An 18,246-nucleotide genomic window follows, 5' to 3' on the forward strand; every position below is an offset into this window, starting at 1 on the left:
TTACCAGCCTGTTTTTCTAACATTCCCGACCAAAGCCAGCGCCGTTTCAGGGCATCAAACAGCAAAAAGGGGGCGAAACGAATCGCCCCCTTTCCCTTTTTGGTGCAAGTTGGTGGCCGTCCTTAGGCCGCTTTACCGCCCGGAATGGCGTCAACCAAAGATCGGGTATAGTCGTGCTGCGGGTTCTGAAAGATTTGCGACGGCGGGCCGTATTCGACCATCTTGCCGCGGTGCATCACCAGGATTTCGTCACTGATCTGGCTGGCGACGCGCAGATCGTGGGTGATAAACACCATCGCCAGCTTGCGTTCGTGGCGGATCTTGTCCAGCAGTTCAAGCACCTGCGCCTGAATGGACACGTCCAGCGCCGACACGGCCTCGTCCGCGACGATCACTTCGGGATCAAACATCAGCGCCCGTGCTATCCCCACGCGCTGTCGCTGCCCGCCCGAGAATTCATGCGGGTAGCGGTCATAGGCAGAGGGGTCCAATCCCACCAGTTCCAGCGTGTCCTGTGCCAGCGTCCGCGCCTGTGCTTGCGTGACCAGATTGTGCGCCACCGGCCCCACCGTCAATGCCTGCCCGATGGTGAACCTAGGGTTCAACGATGCATAAGGGTCCTGAAAGATCATCTGGATGCGCGCACGCAAGGGACGGAAAGTTTCCTTGTCCAACGGCAACGTATCCTTGCCCTGAAAGATGATCTGACCGCTGTCGGCGTCAATCAGCTTCATCAGCACCTTGCCCATCGAAGACTTGCCCGAACCGGATTCGCCCACGATGCCCAGGGTTTCGCCCTTGTGCAGCGTGAACGAGATGTCGTTGACCGCGTGCACTTCGCGCATCCGTCCCAGAAAACCGCTGCGTGTGCGGTAGGTCTTGTTCAGGTCGCGCACCTGCAGAACCGCAACCTTGTCCTGTTCCCGGCTGCGATCCTCTTCGCGCATCTTGGGAACGGCGGCGATCAGCTTTTTGGTATAGTCGTGACTTGGCGCATTCAGCACCTGCGACGCGGTGCCTTGTTCGACAACCAGCCCCTGCTCCATCACCACCACGCGGTCGGCAATCTCGGCCACGACGCCGAAGTCATGGGTGATGAACATCACGCTCATGCCTTTGCTTTTCTGGATGTCGCTGATCAGCTTGAGGATTTGCGCCTGCGTGGTCACATCCAGCGCGGTGGTCGGCTCGTCCGCGATCAGGATGTCGGGGGCCAAGGCCAGGGCCATTGCGATCATCACCCGCTGGCGCTGCCCGCCAGACAGCCGAAACGGGTACTGGTGCTGGATCAGCATGGGGTCGGGCAGTCCCACCTCGGTCAACATCTCGACCACGCGGTCGGCGCGGCTGGCCTTGGTGCCGACTGCGTGGCTGTCCAGAACCTCGCGGATCTGGTCCCCGATGGTCATCAGCGGGTTCAGCGCCGACAGCGGGTCTTGAAAGATAATCGACACCGCCCGGCCGCGCAGCTTGCGCATTTCGCTGTCAGGCAGCTTGGTCAGGTCCTTGCCCTGAAACAGGATGCTGCCGGCGTCTATCGACATCACCTCGGGCAGCAGGCCCATAACGGCGCTGGCGGTGACAGATTTGCCCGAACCGCTTTCACCGATGATGCACAGGATTTCGCCGGGCATCAGGTCAAAGCTGACATTCTTTACCGCGTAGGGTCTGTCGTGTTTTCCGGGAAGAGCGACCGAAAGGTCGCGCACGGTCAGGACGGGCGAAGGGCCCGTTGATTGGTTGGTCATCCGTTTATCTCATCGTTTATAGTTATTATGCCCCTTCAGCTTTTGTTAAAAATAGCCGCACGACAAGGGGCATGCCCCCGAAGCTGTCCTGAAAATTTTGAAAAGACGTGCGGGCTGCATCAAAATACGCCGCGCGGTGTACGGGTGCCTTGCGTTTGGTGGGGTCCCGAAGTGCGGGAAAACCACCAAAACCGCGAATGCCAATGCCATGCCTCAGACACAGTTGGTTTGTTCCGCTTCATTCCAGGCCAGGGCCGCGGGCTGTTTTCTCAATTGGAGAACAGGCCGACAGCAAACGCCGGATAGGTTAAAGGGCACAGTTTCAGGAGCGCCAGCAGAGCCGTCTTTCAACTCAACCTTCAGGGGGAAGCAAGACCATGGACAAGTTCCTGCATCCGACAACCCGAAACTCCCGTTCGGTGGCATGCTGATCGGGCTTGCCAAGCGATCCACACGGTACGAGCGCCCCTTATGACTGCGCAGGGCGCCGACGTCGTCGCATGGTTTTGACGATGGGCCAGGCGATGACCAGAACAGTCGCAATGGCCAGACCGGTGGAAATCGGGCGCGTCAGAAGTTCGGTCGCATCGCCGCGGCTGATCAGCAACGCCCGACGCACGCTTTGTTCGGCCATCGGGCCCAGGATCATGCCAAGGATGATCGGCGCGAGGGGCACGTTGACCTTTTCAAGCAGATACCCCGCGAAACCCGCCAGAAGCATCACCCAAAGGTCAACGGGCCTGCCGTTGATCACATAGACACCCACGCACATCAGGATCAGGATGGACGGCACCAGCAGCACACCGGGCAGGCGCTGGAACTGGGCAAAGACGCGGGTCGCCACCGCGCCGCCGAGGGCAAAGATCAGCAATGACGTGATCAGCATCTCCATCATGAAACCGCCCACAAGCAGAGGGTTCTGGTGGAAAAGCTGCGGCCCCGGTTGCAGGCCGTGAATGGTCAGCGCGCTGAGAACCAGTGCTGCGACCACATTTCCGGGAATGCCCAACGACAGCGCCGGGATCATGGATGCCGCATTGTCCGCGTTGTTGCCGCACTCTGCCGCAGCGACCCCCTGCGGATTGCCCTTACCGAAGCTGTCGGGATCGTCCGAGGCGTTCCTGGTCGCGTTATAGCTGAGGAATGCGGCAATGTTGCCACCGGCACCCGGCAGAATGCCGACGCCGATGCCGATGCCAGAGGCGCGGAGCCAGGTCGGGATAAGGCCGCGAATTTCGCCCTTCTCGAAGGGTGCGTCGGCCAGTTTCAATTGCGCTGCCGACAATCCCTTGAGATCGCATTTCTCGGCCAGTTGCAGGACTGGCGGCAGGGCATAAAGCCCAACCAACACGACGATCAAATCAAGTCCACCCAGCAGCCAAGTCTGGCCAAAGGTAAACCGCGCCTGCCCGGACAGGTTGTCGATGCCGATGGTGCCGATCAGCAGACCAAGCACTGCCGCCATGATGCCCTTGACCGGGTCAGAGCCGACCATGACACCGACCGAAGCCATGCCAAAGATCGCGATCCAGAAGTATTCCGCCGGGCCAAAGAACAGCGTCACGCGGGCCAGCAGTGGGCCCATGGTCATCAAGGCGATGGCGCTGGCGATCCCGCCAATGGCCGACGACCAGCAGGCGACTTTCAGCGCCTTGGACGCCTCGCCCCGGTCGGCCATGGGAAAGCCATCGAAGGTGGTGGCAATCGAGGCAGGTGTGCCGGGAATGCGCAGCAGGATCGCGGGGATGGCGCCGCCGTACATCGACCCGTTGTAGATGCCCGCGACCATCGCAAGCGCCACCAGCGGGTCCATCGAATAGGTCAGCGGAAGCAGCAGCGCGATGGCCATCACCGGGTTCAGTCCCGGCAAGGCACCGATAAAGACGCCCAGCAACGTCGCGCCGATCATCGCTGTCAACGGCCCGAATGTAAGAACCCCGACAAGTGCATTTACATAAAAATCCATGTCAGCCGCCTGTCGAAATGAAGGTCAGGATTGCCTCGCGCGGAAGCGGTTTCTCGAGAAGAACCGAGAATACAAGATAGACAAGGCTCATGAACACCGCGGCCACGACCGCCGCATAGCCGATTTGCCGGAACCCCAGCGCCAAAGGCATGACCAGCATCAGCAGGATCGAGGCGGTATAAAAGCCGAACGGCACCACCAGCGCCACGTAGATCGTCGCGACAAGCGCCGCGGTGAACATCTTGGACGGTGCGTCAACCAGCGGACGAACCTCGTTGCGGGGGGACCGGGCGGCTTTGACCGCCACGGCGCCGCCAAGAAGCGTCAGGACCAGGCCCAGCACCATCGGGTAGATGCCGCTGGCCCCGTTATAGTCGGTCGCCATCCATGCGGCGGCGATCCCGATGCCGACGAAGATCAGACCGACCACAATATCCTGACGCTTCTCCATCACTCAGAGGCCCAGACGTTTGGACACTTCGGCAAGCGCGTCATATTCGTCCTGAAGCCGTGCGCCCAATGCGTCGCCCTTGACCACGTTCGGAACTTCGCCCTTGGTTGCCAGAAATTCGACATAGCCGGGATCGTTCACTGCCCTGTCAATCACGTCGGCCAGTTGTGCGACGATTGCCGGATCAAGATCTTTGGGGCCAAGGATCGCGCGCCACAGCAGCGTTTCTTTTTCCGGCATCCCAAGCGCGGCCAGGCCCGAGGCACCCGGCAGCGCAGGTACGTCGCTGGCCGAGGTCACCAAGGGGCACTTGGCCTCGCCGTTTTCCACGTAGGGCAGCACGGTCGAGATCGAGCCACCGTAGATATCGACGTGACCGCCGAGAAAGTTTTGCAGCGTTTCACCGGCGCCGCCAAACGGGATCGCAACGGCGTCGATGTCACGCGCTTGGAAAATCCGCTCGGCCGCGAGCTGCATGGTGCCGCCGATGCCGTCATTGCCATAGGTGTACTTGCCCGGATTGGCGGCCAGTTCAGTCAGGAATTCCTCGCCCGTGGTCGCGGGGAAGTCAGCCTTGACGCACAGGGTGTAGGCTGTTTCAGAGGTCGAGGCGATGGGGGTGAAGCTGTCCAGCGCATAGGCCACGTTCTGGACCTGCGGCACGGTGGTCAGCGGGCTGTTCCATGTGGCGAACAGGGAATAGCCGTCCGGCTTGGCCTGCATGAATTGCGAAGCCCCGACCGACCCACCGCCGCCACCCACGTTCAGGATCGCGATAGAGGTGCCAAGTGCTTCTTCCAGCAGGATCGCCAGCTTGCGCGCGCTGGTGTCGGTCCCGCCACCGGCGCCGGCCGGAATTGTAAGTTCAATCGTGCGTTCCGGGTATTCGGCAAGGGCGGGTGTCGCCAGTGTCGCGATGGCCGCAAGGCCGATCGTTGCAGTCTTGAGTTTCATGGTCTCTCTCCCTTTGAATGTTTGATTAGTGGATTTCGCTGCGATACCGGAACCCGTGGGCGCTGCCGCTGGCGATGCGCCATTCTACGGGTTTGTCTTCGATGTCGAAGGCGGTGCGCCGGATTACGGCCAGCGGATCGTTCGGCTGAATGCGAAGGCGTTCGGCAATCCGGTCCGAGGCAGTCGCAAAGGACACCTCGTCGGTTGCCCGTTTCACAAGCACGCCGAAATGTTCGAAGTAAAGCGGGTAAAGCAGCGGGCCAAAGGCGGTGTCGGGCAATGTTTCGAACCCGGAAAACCGCGATGTCGGAATGTAGATTTCCTCGAACAGAACGGGATGTTCTGACAGGCTGCGCATACGAATGATTTTGATCACGTCGTCTGTGCCCAGCGCCTCTGCCGGCTCGGCCGGTGCGGTAACAACCGCGCGCAGCAGCATCTGGCTGGACGGAATCGACAGCGGCGAGCCGTCGCTCTCGCGCATCGGGAAAAACCGGAACAGCGTGGCGTTAAAGGACGGTGCGCGCACGAAAGTGCCAGACCCCTGCCGCCGCTCGAGAAGGCCTTCGCCAACGAGGCCGTCAACGGCCTTGCGCACGGTGCCGACGGAAACGTCGAAATCACGCGCCAGCCGCGCCTCGGAGGGGATCGGTTGATCTGGTGTCCACTGCCCTTGGGCAATGCGCGCGGTCAGCGTGTCGCGCAGCCGAGCATAGGCTGGCAGCCGAACGTCCGTCGCTCCGAATCCATCGCCCATTTGTCTTCCTCCCGCTATCAGGCTTAAGTCATCTTGACCCATTTAGTCAACTAGTCATATATATGAATTATGGAGAGACTATATGATCCTGTTTGACTGCCATGCTCACGTCTACGAAACGGTCACGCCTGTTGACGGAGCGCGATATGTTCCGGCGACCGCGGCCCCCCTGGCCGATTGGCTGGGCCATCAGCGCGCCCACGGGCTGCGCGGCGGCGTCATTGTGCAGGTCAGTTTCCTGGGGACCGACAATTCCGAAATGTGTGCTGCGCTTGCAAGGCTTGACCCTCGTTGCTTTGCCGGGGTTGGCGTGGTTGCGCTGGATATTGGTGATGATGCGCTGGATCAACTGGCCCAGGCCGGAATGCGGGGCGTGCGTTGGAACCTGGTGCGGGGCGCAGAAATGCCGGACCTGCGGGCGCAACGGACGCGCGCGTTTTTTCAGAAGCTGCGCGACAGGAACCTGCATATCGAGGTGCATCTGGAAGGTCCGCGGCTGGCCCCCTGTTTGGCCGAGCTTGCCGATCAGGGCGTGAACCTTGTCGTGGATCACTTCGGGTTGCCAAGCGAGCCCCTGCCATCAGACGACCCGCTGATACAGGCCGTTGTTGCGTTGCAAGATCGCTCTGCCATCTATTTCAAGTTCGCCGCGCATTACCGAATTCCGTTTGACGTACGCCCACATGCCGAACGCCTTTTGTCTCTTCTGCCTGCCGACCATGTCGTTTGGGGCAGCGATTGGCCACATACACAGCACGAGCAATTGACAAGCTACCCGCAGGTTCGGGATTTCGCGGACGTTTGGGGCGCAATGTCCGACCGCAAAGCGGTAAAGTGCCTTTATGGGTTAGAAACGGTGTGACAGCCCATAGCAGCTGGCGGCACGCTGTCGATACATCTGGAAGGGGCTCTGGCGGCGCTCTTGCGTCTGGGCTTGGGGGTCAAAACACAAGAAGGCCCGAGCGATAACGCTCAAGCTTTTGAATATATTTAAGAACTGGCGTTGGCTGCGGCAGGGTGCAGCCGCCGCTGCCTACCTCTCCTTCAGTGTGTGATTTGAACAAGAGCCGAACGGTAAGCACGGCTACCTTCGCAAGCTCACAGGAAAGTTCTCAAGTCTTGGTGAAATATCCGCTCTGCAAGGATCGCGGTGCTTGTCCGGATCTCATCGGCAACTTCATCAACAATTGGCGCACGGCTACCCCAGCCCGGATACAGAAAACCATACTTGAGCAGGCCGAGCGGTTCGAAAGGACGGATAATAAAGTCCGTCACACCACTGGAAAGCGCTACGAAAGGATCAGCCAGGCAGCAACCGAGATTGAGGCTTGCCATCTGACACGCGATCACACCGTTTCGGGCCTCGACCCGGACATTCAGACGTCGGCCCGTCTTTTTGACTTGGGCTTCCAGATGCTGGCCTAGCAAGCTGCGCGCGTGAGTCGCGATGATCGGATGCTCTGCAAAGTCTTCGAACGTGACTGTTTTCAGTGCAGCAAGCGGGTGGCTGGGGTGCATGACCACCACCATCGGAAGTTCAAGAAACGGCTCTACCTCGAAAGCGCTTTCTCGGATGGGCAAGGGCGCGATGCCAAGATCGAAGGTTTCCTGCGCCACCCAGACGTCGATATCCAAGCGAACACGAGAGTCGATCTGTGCGGTCATGTCGGGATACCTCTGCATGACCCGAGCCAGTGTCCGGTTGATAACGGCATGGGAAATAAACGGCGCTGTAAGGATACGGATATGGTCGGTTTTCCCCCGCCGCATCTGGTCTGCACGCCGCTCCAGTTCATCATGAGCAAGCATAAGCCGTTCAGCTTCTTGATAAAATTCTTTTCCTTCCCGTGTCAGATGCAACCGGCGTCCGCGTCGGGATAGAACTGCGAAACCGACCTCATCTTCCAGTGCTGACAGCAACCTGCTGATCTGTGGCGCCGTGCGAAAAAGCCGATCTGCCGCCCCGTTGATCGAACCAGTTTCGACAAAAGCACGAAGCGCTTCCAGAGACTTCTGATTGAGGCCCAAACGGTCTCTCCTTTTGTCAATAAATGTATCAGTTGCTAAAAGTGCAACCAAAGTGACAAAAAACTCAATTTACGCAAGTTAAATTTTGCGTCTTCCTGAGAGGGAACAAGACAAACGGACCTATTGAATGACTATGATATCGGCCTTCCAAAGTCGCATCGCAGAATACGAAGCAAACCGCCCTATACCCTACGCCCTGCCAGAGCGGCCAAGTTCGTGCTATGTGACCATGCGCGACGGCTGTCGCATCGCGGTGGATGTTTACCTTCCTCAATCAGATGAAAACAGCGAACGCTTTCCAACGCTGTTGCTGTTCACCCCTTATTTCCGTCGTTTCGCGCTCAAACCCGGTTCAGATGCCAATCCAAGCCCGAACACTGGAAAATTCAGCGATTACTTTGTACCACGCGGCTATGCCGTCGTTGTTGTCGATGTGCGCGGCACTGGGGCAAGCTTTGGGACGCGCGACGGGTTCCGCTCACCCGCCGAACGGGCGGATTCTGCGGAAATCGCGGATTGGGTCGTCAAGCAGAATTGGTCTGACGGCGTTATTGGCGCGACTGGCATCTCCTACCTCGGGGCCGCGTCCGATTTCCTTGCCTCAACAGGGCATCCCGCCGTGAAAGCCATCGCGCCTTTGTTTTCTGTTTGGGACACTTATGCCGACAACTATTTTCCGGGCGGTATGCAATGCACATCGCTAACCCAACTTTACGATACCCTGATGAAGGGGCTGGACCTGGATCAACGCCACCACCTCAAGGATTACAAATATTACGCCAATCCTGATTTCCAGGGACCGCTGCCGGTGGATGAAGACGTTGACGGCAGTTTGGTCAAGGCCGCTGTGGCCGAGCATCAGGGCAACTTTCGTCAGACAGATTTCATGGCGGACCTCGCCTATCGCGAGGAAGGCCTACCCTATGATCAATCCTATTCCAGCGCGTCGATCAGCCCCTATTCGTACAGCGAAGGCACGCGCGAGGATGTCGCGATCCTGTCGATGTCGGGCTGGATGGATGGCGCCGGATATGCCAATGGCGCCATCGCGCGCTTCCTCACACTTGACCACAATCCCCGCCACCTGGTGCTGGGCCCGTGGGATCACGGTGCGCGCATAGATGTGTCACCATGGCGCGCGGCCGAAGACCCGTCGTTTTCCGTGCTGGGTTGTGTGCTGCGGTTTTTCGACACCTACCTCAAGGGCATGGAAACGGGCCTTCAGGATGACCCGCGTGTCGCATATTTCAAGATGCACGAAGAATCTTGGGGAGAGGCCGAGACCTGGCCACCGCAGCAACGGCAGCTTGAACTGCATCCAGCGGACGCAGGCAAGCTGCAACCGGAGACGGCGACAGGGAATGTGTCCTATCAATGTGTTCCGCACACCGGCACCGGGTTTGAAACTCGCTATGAGCGGATCGCCGGAATGGATTCCCGGAACTATTACGCCGATTGGCAAGGCCGGACCGCCGCGATGCTTTCGTTCGACAGCGCTCCGATGGAGGCCACCACGCTCTCCGGTCACGCCCTTCTGGAACTGACAGCAAGCTTTGATGCACCCGATGCCGGCCTGTTCGTTTACCTGACCGAAGTGGAGGCAGACGGAACCGAGCGATACATGACCGAAGGCGTGCTTCGGGCGATTTTCCGTGAGGAAGAACAGCCACCTGCGAACATCCGCATCAACTGGCCTTTCCGCAGCTTCCATCGCAACAGTGCGCGTGCCCTGCCGATCAACAAGCAGCAAAAGATCCGTATCCCGTTGTTGCCGACGGCATGGACCATTTCCAAAGGAAGCCGCCTGCGCCTGTCTATCGCCGGGGCGGATGGCGATCACTTTAAAAAAGTCCCACACGGCAAAATGCCTCGGATTACAATGGATTTTGCCGAAACGCGCCTGGTCCTTCCCATCGAAAAGGCGGCAGAGTGATGGCAACGCATATTTCCACAATCCCGGCGTTGATTGAAGCCTTGCGCAAGATCGTGACCTTCAACGCCGCCACCGCCCTGCGCTATCAGGCGCACGGTGCCGCACGTATCTTTTCGACGCACCCTGATCGTTTTGCCGATGTTGGAGTGAAAGACTACAAGGACGCCCCCACCATGCGACGGGTGCGGCTTGCCGTTTCGCCGATCCTGACCGAAGGTGTTGAGGACTTGCAAAACGGGTTCGGTGACTGGCGGACCATTCTGGAAACAGACAGTGACGCTGTTCTTAATGTGCCGGTTCGCACCACTTCGGGGGAAGCGGTGGGACAGCTTAACCTTATGGGGCGGTCTGGTGATTTCCCTCCTGATATACGCGACCGCATCCAGGGGATCGTCAATCAGGCTGCGGATTGCTTTATCGAAACCGCCGGACAGGAGCCGGTGCCATGTCGCTGACCCGTCTTGTCTATCGCACCGGTATCTTTGCTGCATACACCGTGATGCTCTTGCCGGTGCTGCTACTGATTGTCACTTCGTTCTTCCAGGATGCAATTATTTCCTTCCCGCCAAGCGGTCTGACGCTGTCGTGGTATGCCAACGCGCTGCAACGTGAGGAATTCCTGAACGGGTTCATTGTCAGCTTTGAGGTCGCGGCCCTTGCAACGCTGATCGGCGTTCCGGTCGGCACCGCCGCCTCGCTTGCCCTTGTCCGCAGCAACATCAAGGCTAAACAAGCGATCACCACCTTCCTGCTGGGACCGATCATCGTGCCCGGCATCGTCGCTGGCACCGCGCTGTATCTGACGTTTCTGATCGTTCAGATGCGTCTGGACATGGACATCGTGGGCACTCTGCCCGGCCTTGTCGGTGCGCATATCCTGCTGACCATACCTTGGACGGTTCGGGTCGTGACGGCCGGCCTTCAGGGGCTGGATCGCAGTGTCGAAGAGGCCGCCGCCAATCTGGGCGCACGTCCCTGGACCGTTTTCATGCGGGTGACGCTTCCGATGATGCGCCCTGCGATTGTGGCGGCATCCATGTTCTCTTTCATCCAGAGCTTCGAGAACCTCGAACTGACGCTTCTGCTTGTCGGGCCGGGCATGAGCACACTGCCAATTGCGATGCTGAATTATCTCGAGTTCCAGATCGACCCGACCTTGGCCGCCGTGGCCACGATACAGATCGTTGTCATTGCGGCGATGATGCTGATTACCGATCGTTACGTCAAACTCTCGCGCATCGTGTGAGACCGGAGAAAAGCTATGAATTCCCTCGAACTCGTCAACATCCGCAAAGAATACGGTCAAGCGGTCGCCGTCTCGGACATGAACATGCAGATCAGCAAGGGTGAATTCGTCTCGCTTCTTGGTCCTTCGGGCTGTGGCAAGACGACGACGCTGCGCATGGTCGCAGGGTTCATTGCGCCTACGAAGGGGGCGATTGTCATCAATGGCCGTGATGTAACCGGACTGCCTCCATATGAACGCAACACCGCGCTTGTATTCCAATCCTATGCGCTGTTTCCGCACATGACCGTGGCCCAGAATGTCGGCTTCGGGTTGGAAATGCGAAAGGTTGGCAAATCGGAGCGTGATGAAAAGATCATCGAGGCACTCAAGAGGGTGCGGCTGGATCATCTGCACGACCGCTATCCCCGTCAGCTTTCGGGCGGCCAGCAACAGCGTGTCGCACTGGCGCGCGGGCTGGTGCTGAACCCCGACATCTTTCTGCTGGACGAGCCTCTTTCGAACCTTGATGCCAAGTTGCGCGGCGAGGTGCGCAGCGAAATCCGCGGCCTTCAGCAGGCGCTTGAACTGACTACGTTGATGGTCACACATGATCAGGAAGAAGCTCTGACCATGTCCGACAAGCTGGTGTTGATGGAAGCGGGTAGAGTGCGCCAGGCCGGAACGGCACGCGAGCTTTATGAACAGCCTGCCGACGCCTTTGTCGCTGATTTCGTCGGCCGGTCGAACGTGATCAAAGGACGGATTGCCGATGGTCGCTTTGTCACTGCTGACAACATCATCTTGCCTGCCACTGACGCACGTCTGGCCGAAGCGCAATTTTATACGGTGCGCCCCGAGAAGATTAGCTTGGCGCGAGACGGTGCCGATGTCGAGGGCACGCTGCGCGAGGTGCTCTATCTGGGCGCTCATACCGAATACACAGTCATGCTGGGACAAACGCCCGTGACAGTCATCACCCCGACACCTGGCCCCGACGACACAAACGCCGGTTTGCGGGTCGGTGACCCCGTGGGGATGCGGTGGGATGCCGCGTCCCCCCGGCTTCTTCCCAAATAGAAAACAAACAAAACCAACCTCAACAGGAGAACGCTATGACACATATCAATAGACGCACCTTCCTTGCCGCGACCACCGCGGCGTCCGCCAGCAGCCTTTTGCCGGGCGCGGCGTTTGCTCAGTCCAATGAAATGGTCGTTGGCACATGGGGCGGCACTTTTGGTGACTTGCTCAAGGTCAATGTAGACGAGGCAATCATGGAACCAGCGGGCTACAGCATCCTGCAAGAGATTTCCGGCCCGGTGCCCCGCCGCACCAAACTGATTTCCGAACGGATGCAGCGCCGTGGCAGCATGGATGCCGCGTTGCTGGCCGACTTTGACATGCACGCCGCCGCCAAGATCGGCGCGCTGGAAGAACTGGACGCCGGCAGCGTTGAAAACTATGACAACATCCTGCCCTTTCTTAAGAAAAAGCATTCTGTACCGCTGATCTATTCCGCCCATGCGATTGTGTATCGCAAGGATCTGATCACGACACCGCCGGCCTCTATCGCGGAACTTTGGAACCCGAAATACAAGGGCAAGATCGGCCTGAGCGATTTCCTCTACACCTCGAACATGGCCTATTCCGCCATTCACAACGGCGGCACGCTGTCCGACTTTGAAGGGGCCGAAAAAGGCGTGCAGGAATGGCGCGATCTGGACGTGCAGTTGCTGCCTTCAACCGAAGCTGTGGGCAATGCGCTGGCCTCGGGTGACATCTGGATGACCATCATCTCGGCCGCGCGCGGCTATAGCTGGTCCCAAAGCGGCATCGACCTTGGCTGGGTCATCCCTGAAGAAGGTGCATTTCCCGCCGTCTACGAAGCAGGCGTCCCCCTGAACGCACGCAACACCGAAGGCGGAATGACCTACATGAACGCGTTGCTTCAGCCTGCGGCGCAAAAGGCATTCGCCGAGAAGATGGGGTATCTGCCCACTGTGACCAACGGCGAGATCAGCCCGGAGCTGGAAAGTCTGATCGGCTTCAGTGAGGCGGAACAGAACCGTCTGTGGCAACCTGATCTGGATTTCATCATGGAGAACCAGGCCACGATGCTGGACACCTGGAACCGCGTGCTCAAAGGTTAAGAAAATGGCAAAGCTTGTTCTTCCGGCGGGGCTGCTCGTCCTGCTTCTTCTCGGTGCGCCGATGCTGCTGATGCTGCGGTATTCGTTCAACGAATACGATCCGCTTTATCTGATGCAACAGGCATTCACGCTGGAGAACTATGCAAAGGCTGTTGTCGATCCTTATTACCAGAAGATCCTGCTGACCACGGTTGCGGTCGCGTTCAGTTGCACGGTTCTGGCCACGCTTCTGGCATACGGGCCGGCTTATTTGCTGGCCCGTATGGAGGGACGCTGGAAAAGCAAGCTGACCATTCTGACCATGTTCCCGTTGCTTGTCGGGGGCGTGGTCCGATCCGCCGGCTATCTGGCACTGCTCAGCACGACCGGTTTGATAAACGCCAGCCTCTTGGGCCTCGGCGTCATAACGGAGCCGCTCAAATTGCTGTACACTCCCGGCGCGGTGATCTTTGCCACCGTCGGCATCGTGCTGCCTTACATGATACTGACCTTGGCATCCGTTATCGAGAGCATCCCGCGTGATGTAGAAGACGCTGCCGCCAACCTTGGTTCACGCCCCACGCGAACCTTCTTTCGCGTGCTCTTGCCGCTGTCTTTGCCCGGTGTTCTGGCGGGTGCGACGCTGGTTTTCATATTGTGCATGAATGCCTACGCCACGCCGCTGTTGCTGGGTGGACCACAATTCCAGATGATGGCACCAGCGGTTTACGAACAATTCGCCCGCGCCTCCAACTGGCCATTCGGCGCGGCGCTTGCGCTCATCCTGCTGATCGTCACTGTCATCCTGACAACGATCGGCAGTTCGTTCATTGCGAACCGTTACAAGGCGGGTTGATGAAACTTCGAATTTGTTGACTGCTGATTTTCGTGTCGGGTTGACCCACCGGGTCAACGCCTCGCGGAATTCAACAGTCATTACCGCTCCCCCTTCTCATGCCGGCTGCGCAACATGCTATCCTGGTTGCAGGTCAGCGAGACCCCGCTTCGGCTGCGATCCTGATACCAAGATATATCCCGCTGGCTCATACAGGGATGGGTTCTGGTCCGGTTGCCGGACATAATTAGGCACATGACCATATTTTCACTTTCAGTGAACTGTGACAGGCTGCCCGCGACCTGACTGGGGGGAGCCAAGGCGTTTGGGCAAGGAGTTTCAAAAGGTAATCACACTGCGCCACCTGCGGGTCATTGCGGCGCTGGCCGATCTCAAACTGGTGGCCCGGGTGGCTGTGGCTTTGAACGTCACCCAGCCCGCGGTTTCCAAACAGATTGCCGAGTTGGAAAAGATCGTCGGCGCACCGATTGTAACGCGCGATCGCAACAGGCTGTACCTGACACCCATTGGCAACCGTTTGGCCGATCACGCCCGACAAACCCTGAACCAGCTTGACCGCGCGGCCTTTGACATCGAAGCGATGGCCAGCGGTGTAACAGGCTCGGTGACCATCGGGGTCGTCAGCTCGGTCGCCCCGACCTTGTTGCCGGGCAGCATCGCGACTTTCAAACGCAGCACGCCGCAGGCAAATGTGACCGTTCTGGAAGGCCATTTTGTCGAGCTTTTTCCAGAGCTTGAGGCCGGTGCAATTGATCTGTTGATCGCGCGCGTCTGGCAGCCGCAGGAATTGCCCGGCATCGACCAGATGCCCCTGTTTTCCGAACCCGTCGTTGTGGTCGCAGGACGTCACCACCCGCTTGCCCAACAAAACGAGCTGGTCTGGGCCGATGTCATCCCGTTTCCGTGGATTCTGCCACAGGCGAACTCGGTGGCGCGGCGGGCGGTGGATGCGCTGTTTGCCACCAACGGGCTGACCGCGCCGAGCAACACCATCGCGTCGAATTCACTTGCATTGAACCTTGAATTGTTGCGCGTGATGTCCGCGCTTGGCCTGATGCCGCTGCAACTGGCCCAGGCACAGGCCGCGCGCGGCGAGGTTACGATCCTGCCGCTGGATACGCAGGGTCTGCTGTCCGAAGCGCGGTGCTTCTGGCGCGCGGATCAGGTCACGCAGAACGGCACCCTGTCGCTGTTCCTGAAATGCCTGCAACAAACCACGTCCGAGATGAAAACCATTCTTTTTGGTTAATGTTTCACGCCAATAACTCACTTTTTCTTACGGCTTACATGGATTACCTTAACCCAATGAAAGGTTTGGGAGGACTTTTGTGCTATTTCTGCTGGCCACGAACGCACGGGCGTTTCTTTGAACTGCCTGTCACTTATGGCGCTGCCCGCACATGAGGTTGTTGCCCGTTTTGCGGCCCAAACCCTGACGCCCAGCGATTATCTTTGCGCGTGTCTTGAACATATTTCGCTGTTCAATCCAAAGGTTAATGCGCTGACCGCGCTGGATGCGGAACGCGCGGTGACGCAGGCGTCGCAGGCAACGCAGCGCTGGAAGACCGGAACCCCCATTGGCCCGCTGGATGGCCTGCCCATTGGCGTCAAAGACTTGCAAGACACCAAGGGTCTGCTGACCACACACGGCAGCAAGCGCGGGCGCAGCAATGTTCCCACGCAAGACCTGCCCATGGTCGCGCGTCTGCGGGCGGCGGGTGCCATCATTCTGGCCAAGACGAATGTTCCCGAACTGGGCGCGGGTGGCAACAGCCGCAATCCGGTATGGGGGGCCACGGGCAACCCGTTCAATCCCGACCTGATCGCGGGTGGCTCGTCGGGCGGTTCAGCGGCGGCACTGGCAGCCGATCTTCTTCCGCTTTGCACCGGTTCCGATACGGGCGGCTCGCTGCGCCTGCCTGCATCCTTGTGCGGGATCGTCGGCTATCGCCCTTCGGTCGATGTGGTCGCACACCCGACACGCCCGCTGGGTTGGTCCGGCATTTCCGTACTGGGGCCGATGGCGCGGACAGTGGATGACTTGCTTTTGATGTTGAAGGTCATTCAGGGCCACGATCAAGACGATCCACTGTCGTCGCCCGCGGCTCCCGACAGGTTTACCACCCTGCCGCAGGTTGACCTGAAAACCCTGCGCGTCGGATACAGCGAAGACTTTGGCGGCGCGCCCGTCGATCCGGCCATCCGCGAGACCTTTCGCGCGCGCATCGACGCACTGCGACCGCATGTAAAAGACTGCCGCCCGGCAAACCTTGATCTGGGCCAGATGGACCGTGTCTTTGACATCTTGCGTGCTGAAAGCTTTGTTGCGGGATTTGCCGAGGCGCTGAAAACAGCACCCGACGATTTCGGCGACCATATCGCCACAAACGTCGCAATGGGACAGGCCATGACGCTGGCCGACAGAAGCTGGGCACATACGGAACAGACCCGCATTTTGCGCAACTTCAACAAGGTGATGGACCAGTTTGACATCATCCTGCTGCCAACCGTGCCGGTGTCGCCCTTTCCGTGGCAGCAATCGCACCCGACCGAAATCGACGGGCAAGTGATGGATGTCTATTACCGCTGGCTGGCGCTGGCGTATCGCGGCTCGTTGACAGGTGGCCCGGCGCTCACCCTGCCCTGTGGCCGCGATCCGCATGGCATGCCCTTCGGGATGCAGATGCTTGGCCCATTGCGCGGTGACGAACGACTGCTGGCCACTGCCAGAGCACTGGAAGCCCTGTTTGCCCGTGACGATGTCACCGCCCGCCCGCGCCCCGATATGGCGGCGCTTGCTGCTTCGAATGTTGACTTGCGTGCGATCGTGACACATCCGCCTGTTCTGACATCAGCGGTTCAGTCAACAACACCCAACATCAAAACGGCGGTGTAATATCATGTGGTTCATCCCGATCATTTTCATCGTTTTCCTGATCAGCGGCACCGCCTTTGCCTATTTGATGGGCTCGGTTTCTGTTCTGGCCTTTGTGGCCGTGGGCAAAACCCAGTTCCTGTCCATCATGCCACAGCGCATTTTTGCGCAGCTTGACGTCTTTGCCTTCATGGCGATGCCGTTGTTCATCCTGACCGCCGAAATCATGAGCCGCGCGGGTGTCACGCGCAGCCTGATCGACTTTGCCATGTCCATTGTCGGACGGTTTCGCGGCGGGCTTGGCCATGTCAACATTCTGACCAGCGTGTTTTTTGCGGGCATCTCGGGTTCGGCCATCGCAGACAGCGCCGCGCTGTCGCGCACCTTTGTTCCCGAAATGAAGGCGCGCGGCTATGATCCCTATTATGCCGGCGCCATTACGGCAGCCTCGTCCATGATCGGACCGATCATTCCGCCGTCGATCATCATGATTATCTATGGCGGCCTGACCGGCGCTTCCGTCGCCGCCCTGTTCATCGCCGGCGTTGTGCCGGGGTTGCTGCTGGCGGCGGCCCTGATGCTGCTGAATGCGGTGATTGCCAAAATCAAGGGGCATCCGGGCGGCAAGTCGGACGATCTGCCGTCCTTCCTGCCCAGCCTGTTGCACGCCGCACCGGCGCTGTGCCTGCCGGTGGTGATCCTGGGCGCCTTGGTGTTCGGCCTGGCCACCCCGACCGAAGGGTCGGCCATCGCCGTTATGGTCGCGCTGATCGCGGGCCAGTACTACAAGGGGCTGAACTGGAAAATGATCTTTGATGCCGTCGAGGCGACAGCCAAGATGACCGGCACCATCTTTATCATTCTCGCCGCCATCTCGGTGCTTGGCTACCTCGCCGGTCAGCTGGGCTGGTCGCAGGCACTGGCAAACTGGGTCGAATCCTTTGGACTGACGGGCACGAAATACCTGTTCTTCCTGGTGGCGATCTTCCTGGTCGCGGGCATGTTCATGGACACGCCCGTGGCGCTGACCCTGCTGATCCCGCTGTTTGCACCACAAGCGCTGGCGCAGGGCATTAGCCCGATCCATCTGGGGATCGTGCTGTGTTTCAACCTGTGCGTCGGCCTGATTACGCCCCCGCTGGGCAAATGCCTTGTGGTCGTATCGGCGCTGACAAATCTGAACTATTGGCGGCTGGCCTATGCTGTGCTGCCCTTCATCGCCGTGCAGGTTCTGCTGCTGCTGGCGCTGGTCTACTGGCCTGCGCTTAGCCTGACGTTGCCGCAGATCTTCGGCTTTTCCGTGAACTGAATAAGGGAGGAC

Annotated in this window: 16 protein-coding genes; 10 read left to right on the forward strand and 6 right to left on the reverse strand. The window is 59.2% G+C overall.

Annotation, left to right across the window (positions count from 1 at the left end; translation table 11 throughout):
• Window positions 1-122 precede the first annotated feature (122 nt).
• The 5 genes from AAC077_RS16690 to AAC077_RS16710 form a co-directional block, all read right to left on the reverse strand.
• Window positions 123-1,748, reverse strand: a complete 1,626-nt coding sequence (locus AAC077_RS16690; RefSeq protein WP_339771858.1) for an ABC transporter ATP-binding protein — start codon at window positions 1,746-1,748, stop codon at window positions 123-125.
• A 469-nt stretch (window positions 1,749-2,217) separates the two neighbouring features.
• Window positions 2,218-3,714 carry a tripartite tricarboxylate transporter permease gene (locus tag AAC077_RS16695; protein ID WP_339771861.1) on the reverse strand — a complete coding sequence of 499 codons (1,497 nt, stop codon included), beginning with the start codon at window positions 3,712-3,714 and terminating at the stop codon, window positions 2,218-2,220.
• A gap of 1 nt (window position 3,715) precedes the next feature.
• Window positions 3,716-4,165, reverse strand: coding sequence for a tripartite tricarboxylate transporter TctB family protein (locus tag AAC077_RS16700; protein WP_339771864.1), 450 nt, complete (start codon window positions 4,163-4,165; stop codon window positions 3,716-3,718).
• Between the two features lie 3 nt (window positions 4,166-4,168).
• Complete coding sequence (locus AAC077_RS16705) at window positions 4,169-5,119, reverse strand: tripartite tricarboxylate transporter substrate binding protein (RefSeq protein WP_339771866.1); 951 nt, start codon at window positions 5,117-5,119, stop codon at window positions 4,169-4,171.
• A 25-nt stretch (window positions 5,120-5,144) separates the two neighbouring features.
• Window positions 5,145-5,876, reverse strand: coding sequence for a GntR family transcriptional regulator (locus tag AAC077_RS16710; protein ID WP_339771869.1), 732 nt, complete (start codon window positions 5,874-5,876; stop codon window positions 5,145-5,147).
• An 82-nt stretch (window positions 5,877-5,958) separates the two neighbouring features.
• Here AAC077_RS16710 and AAC077_RS16715 point away from each other — a divergent pair, with 82 nt between their 5' ends.
• The gene (locus tag AAC077_RS16715) at window positions 5,959-6,738 is read left to right on the forward strand and encodes an amidohydrolase family protein (RefSeq protein ID WP_339771872.1); all 780 of its coding nucleotides are present in this window, start codon (window positions 5,959-5,961) and stop codon (window positions 6,736-6,738) included.
• A 236-nt stretch (window positions 6,739-6,974) separates the two neighbouring features.
• Here AAC077_RS16715 and AAC077_RS16720 read toward each other — a convergent pair whose 3' ends face one another.
• The gene (locus AAC077_RS16720; protein WP_339771875.1) at window positions 6,975-7,904 is read right to left on the reverse strand and encodes a LysR family transcriptional regulator; all 930 of its coding nucleotides are present in this window, start codon (window positions 7,902-7,904) and stop codon (window positions 6,975-6,977) included.
• A gap of 229 nt (window positions 7,905-8,133) precedes the next feature.
• Here AAC077_RS16720 and AAC077_RS16725 point away from each other — a divergent pair, with 229 nt between their 5' ends.
• The 9 genes from AAC077_RS16725 (at window position 8,134) to AAC077_RS16765 (ending at window position 18,234) form a co-directional block, all read left to right on the forward strand.
• Window positions 8,134-9,837, forward strand: coding sequence for a CocE/NonD family hydrolase (locus AAC077_RS16725; protein WP_339771932.1), 1,704 nt, complete (start codon window positions 8,134-8,136; stop codon window positions 9,835-9,837).
• The gene (locus tag AAC077_RS16730; protein ID WP_339771878.1) at window positions 9,837-10,292 is read left to right on the forward strand and encodes a hypothetical protein; all 456 of its coding nucleotides are present in this window, start codon (window positions 9,837-9,839) and stop codon (window positions 10,290-10,292) included. The genes AAC077_RS16725 and AAC077_RS16730 overlap by 1 nt, the downstream gene beginning before the upstream one ends.
• A complete protein-coding gene (locus tag AAC077_RS16735) occupies window positions 10,283-11,083 on the forward strand; it encodes an ABC transporter permease (protein ID WP_339771881.1) in 801 nt (266 codons plus the stop codon). The genes AAC077_RS16730 and AAC077_RS16735 overlap by 10 nt, the downstream gene beginning before the upstream one ends.
• Before the next feature lie 15 nt (window positions 11,084-11,098).
• Entirely contained in the window at window positions 11,099-12,142 is a 1,044-nt protein-coding gene (locus tag AAC077_RS16740; RefSeq protein WP_339771883.1) for an ABC transporter ATP-binding protein, read from the forward strand.
• Between the two features lie 35 nt (window positions 12,143-12,177).
• Window positions 12,178-13,215 carry an extracellular solute-binding protein gene (locus AAC077_RS16745; RefSeq protein WP_339771885.1) on the forward strand — a complete coding sequence of 346 codons (1,038 nt, stop codon included), beginning with the start codon at window positions 12,178-12,180 and terminating at the stop codon, window positions 13,213-13,215.
• 4 nt (window positions 13,216-13,219) lie between these two features.
• Window positions 13,220-14,050: an ABC transporter permease gene (locus AAC077_RS16750; RefSeq protein WP_339771887.1), complete on the forward strand. Its 831-nt coding sequence runs from the start codon at window positions 13,220-13,222 to the stop codon at window positions 14,048-14,050.
• 304 nt (window positions 14,051-14,354) lie between these two features.
• Window positions 14,355-15,299, forward strand: coding sequence for a LysR substrate-binding domain-containing protein (locus AAC077_RS16755; RefSeq protein ID WP_339771890.1), 945 nt, complete (start codon window positions 14,355-14,357; stop codon window positions 15,297-15,299).
• Window positions 15,300-15,434: 135 nt separating this feature from the next.
• Window positions 15,435-16,946 (forward strand): amidase, encoded by a 1,512-nt coding sequence (locus AAC077_RS16760; protein ID WP_339771893.1) that lies wholly within the window; start codon window positions 15,435-15,437, stop codon window positions 16,944-16,946.
• Window positions 16,947-16,950: 4 nt separating this feature from the next.
• Window positions 16,951-18,234 carry a TRAP transporter large permease gene (locus tag AAC077_RS16765; protein WP_339771896.1) on the forward strand — a complete coding sequence of 428 codons (1,284 nt, stop codon included), beginning with the start codon at window positions 16,951-16,953 and terminating at the stop codon, window positions 18,232-18,234.
• Window positions 18,235-18,246 lie beyond the last annotated feature (12 nt).

It is taken from the genome of uncultured Pseudosulfitobacter sp. (assembly GCF_963976325.1).
Classification (GTDB): domain Bacteria; phylum Pseudomonadota; class Alphaproteobacteria; order Rhodobacterales; family Rhodobacteraceae; genus Pseudosulfitobacter.

Coding starts and splice junctions, on each gene's coding strand:
- AAC077_RS16740 (WP_339771883.1), top strand. CDS start 11,099: ATGAATTCCCTCGAACTCGTCAACATCCGCAAAGAATACGGTCAAGCG.
- AAC077_RS16765 (WP_339771896.1), top strand. CDS start 16,951: ATGTGGTTCATCCCGATCATTTTCATCGTTTTCCTGATCAGCGGCACC.
- AAC077_RS16745 (WP_339771885.1), top strand. CDS start 12,178: ATGACACATATCAATAGACGCACCTTCCTTGCCGCGACCACCGCGGCG.
- AAC077_RS16690 (WP_339771858.1), bottom strand. CDS start 1,748: ATGACCAACCAATCAACGGGCCCTTCGCCCGTCCTGACCGTGCGCGAC.
- AAC077_RS16730 (WP_339771878.1), top strand. CDS start 9,837: ATGGCAACGCATATTTCCACAATCCCGGCGTTGATTGAAGCCTTGCGC.
- AAC077_RS16710 (WP_339771869.1), bottom strand. CDS start 5,876: ATGGGCGATGGATTCGGAGCGACGGACGTTCGGCTGCCAGCCTATGCT.
- AAC077_RS16700 (WP_339771864.1), bottom strand. CDS start 4,165: ATGGAGAAGCGTCAGGATATTGTGGTCGGTCTGATCTTCGTCGGCATC.
- AAC077_RS16695 (WP_339771861.1), bottom strand. CDS start 3,714: ATGGATTTTTATGTAAATGCACTTGTCGGGGTTCTTACATTCGGGCCG.
- AAC077_RS16725 (WP_339771932.1), top strand. CDS start 8,134: ATGCGCGACGGCTGTCGCATCGCGGTGGATGTTTACCTTCCTCAATCA.
- AAC077_RS16705 (WP_339771866.1), bottom strand. CDS start 5,119: ATGAAACTCAAGACTGCAACGATCGGCCTTGCGGCCATCGCGACACTG.
- AAC077_RS16750 (WP_339771887.1), top strand. CDS start 13,220: ATGGCAAAGCTTGTTCTTCCGGCGGGGCTGCTCGTCCTGCTTCTTCTC.
- AAC077_RS16715 (WP_339771872.1), top strand. CDS start 5,959: ATGATCCTGTTTGACTGCCATGCTCACGTCTACGAAACGGTCACGCCT.
- AAC077_RS16735 (WP_339771881.1), top strand. CDS start 10,283: ATGTCGCTGACCCGTCTTGTCTATCGCACCGGTATCTTTGCTGCATAC.
- AAC077_RS16760 (WP_339771893.1), top strand. CDS start 15,435: ATGGCGCTGCCCGCACATGAGGTTGTTGCCCGTTTTGCGGCCCAAACC.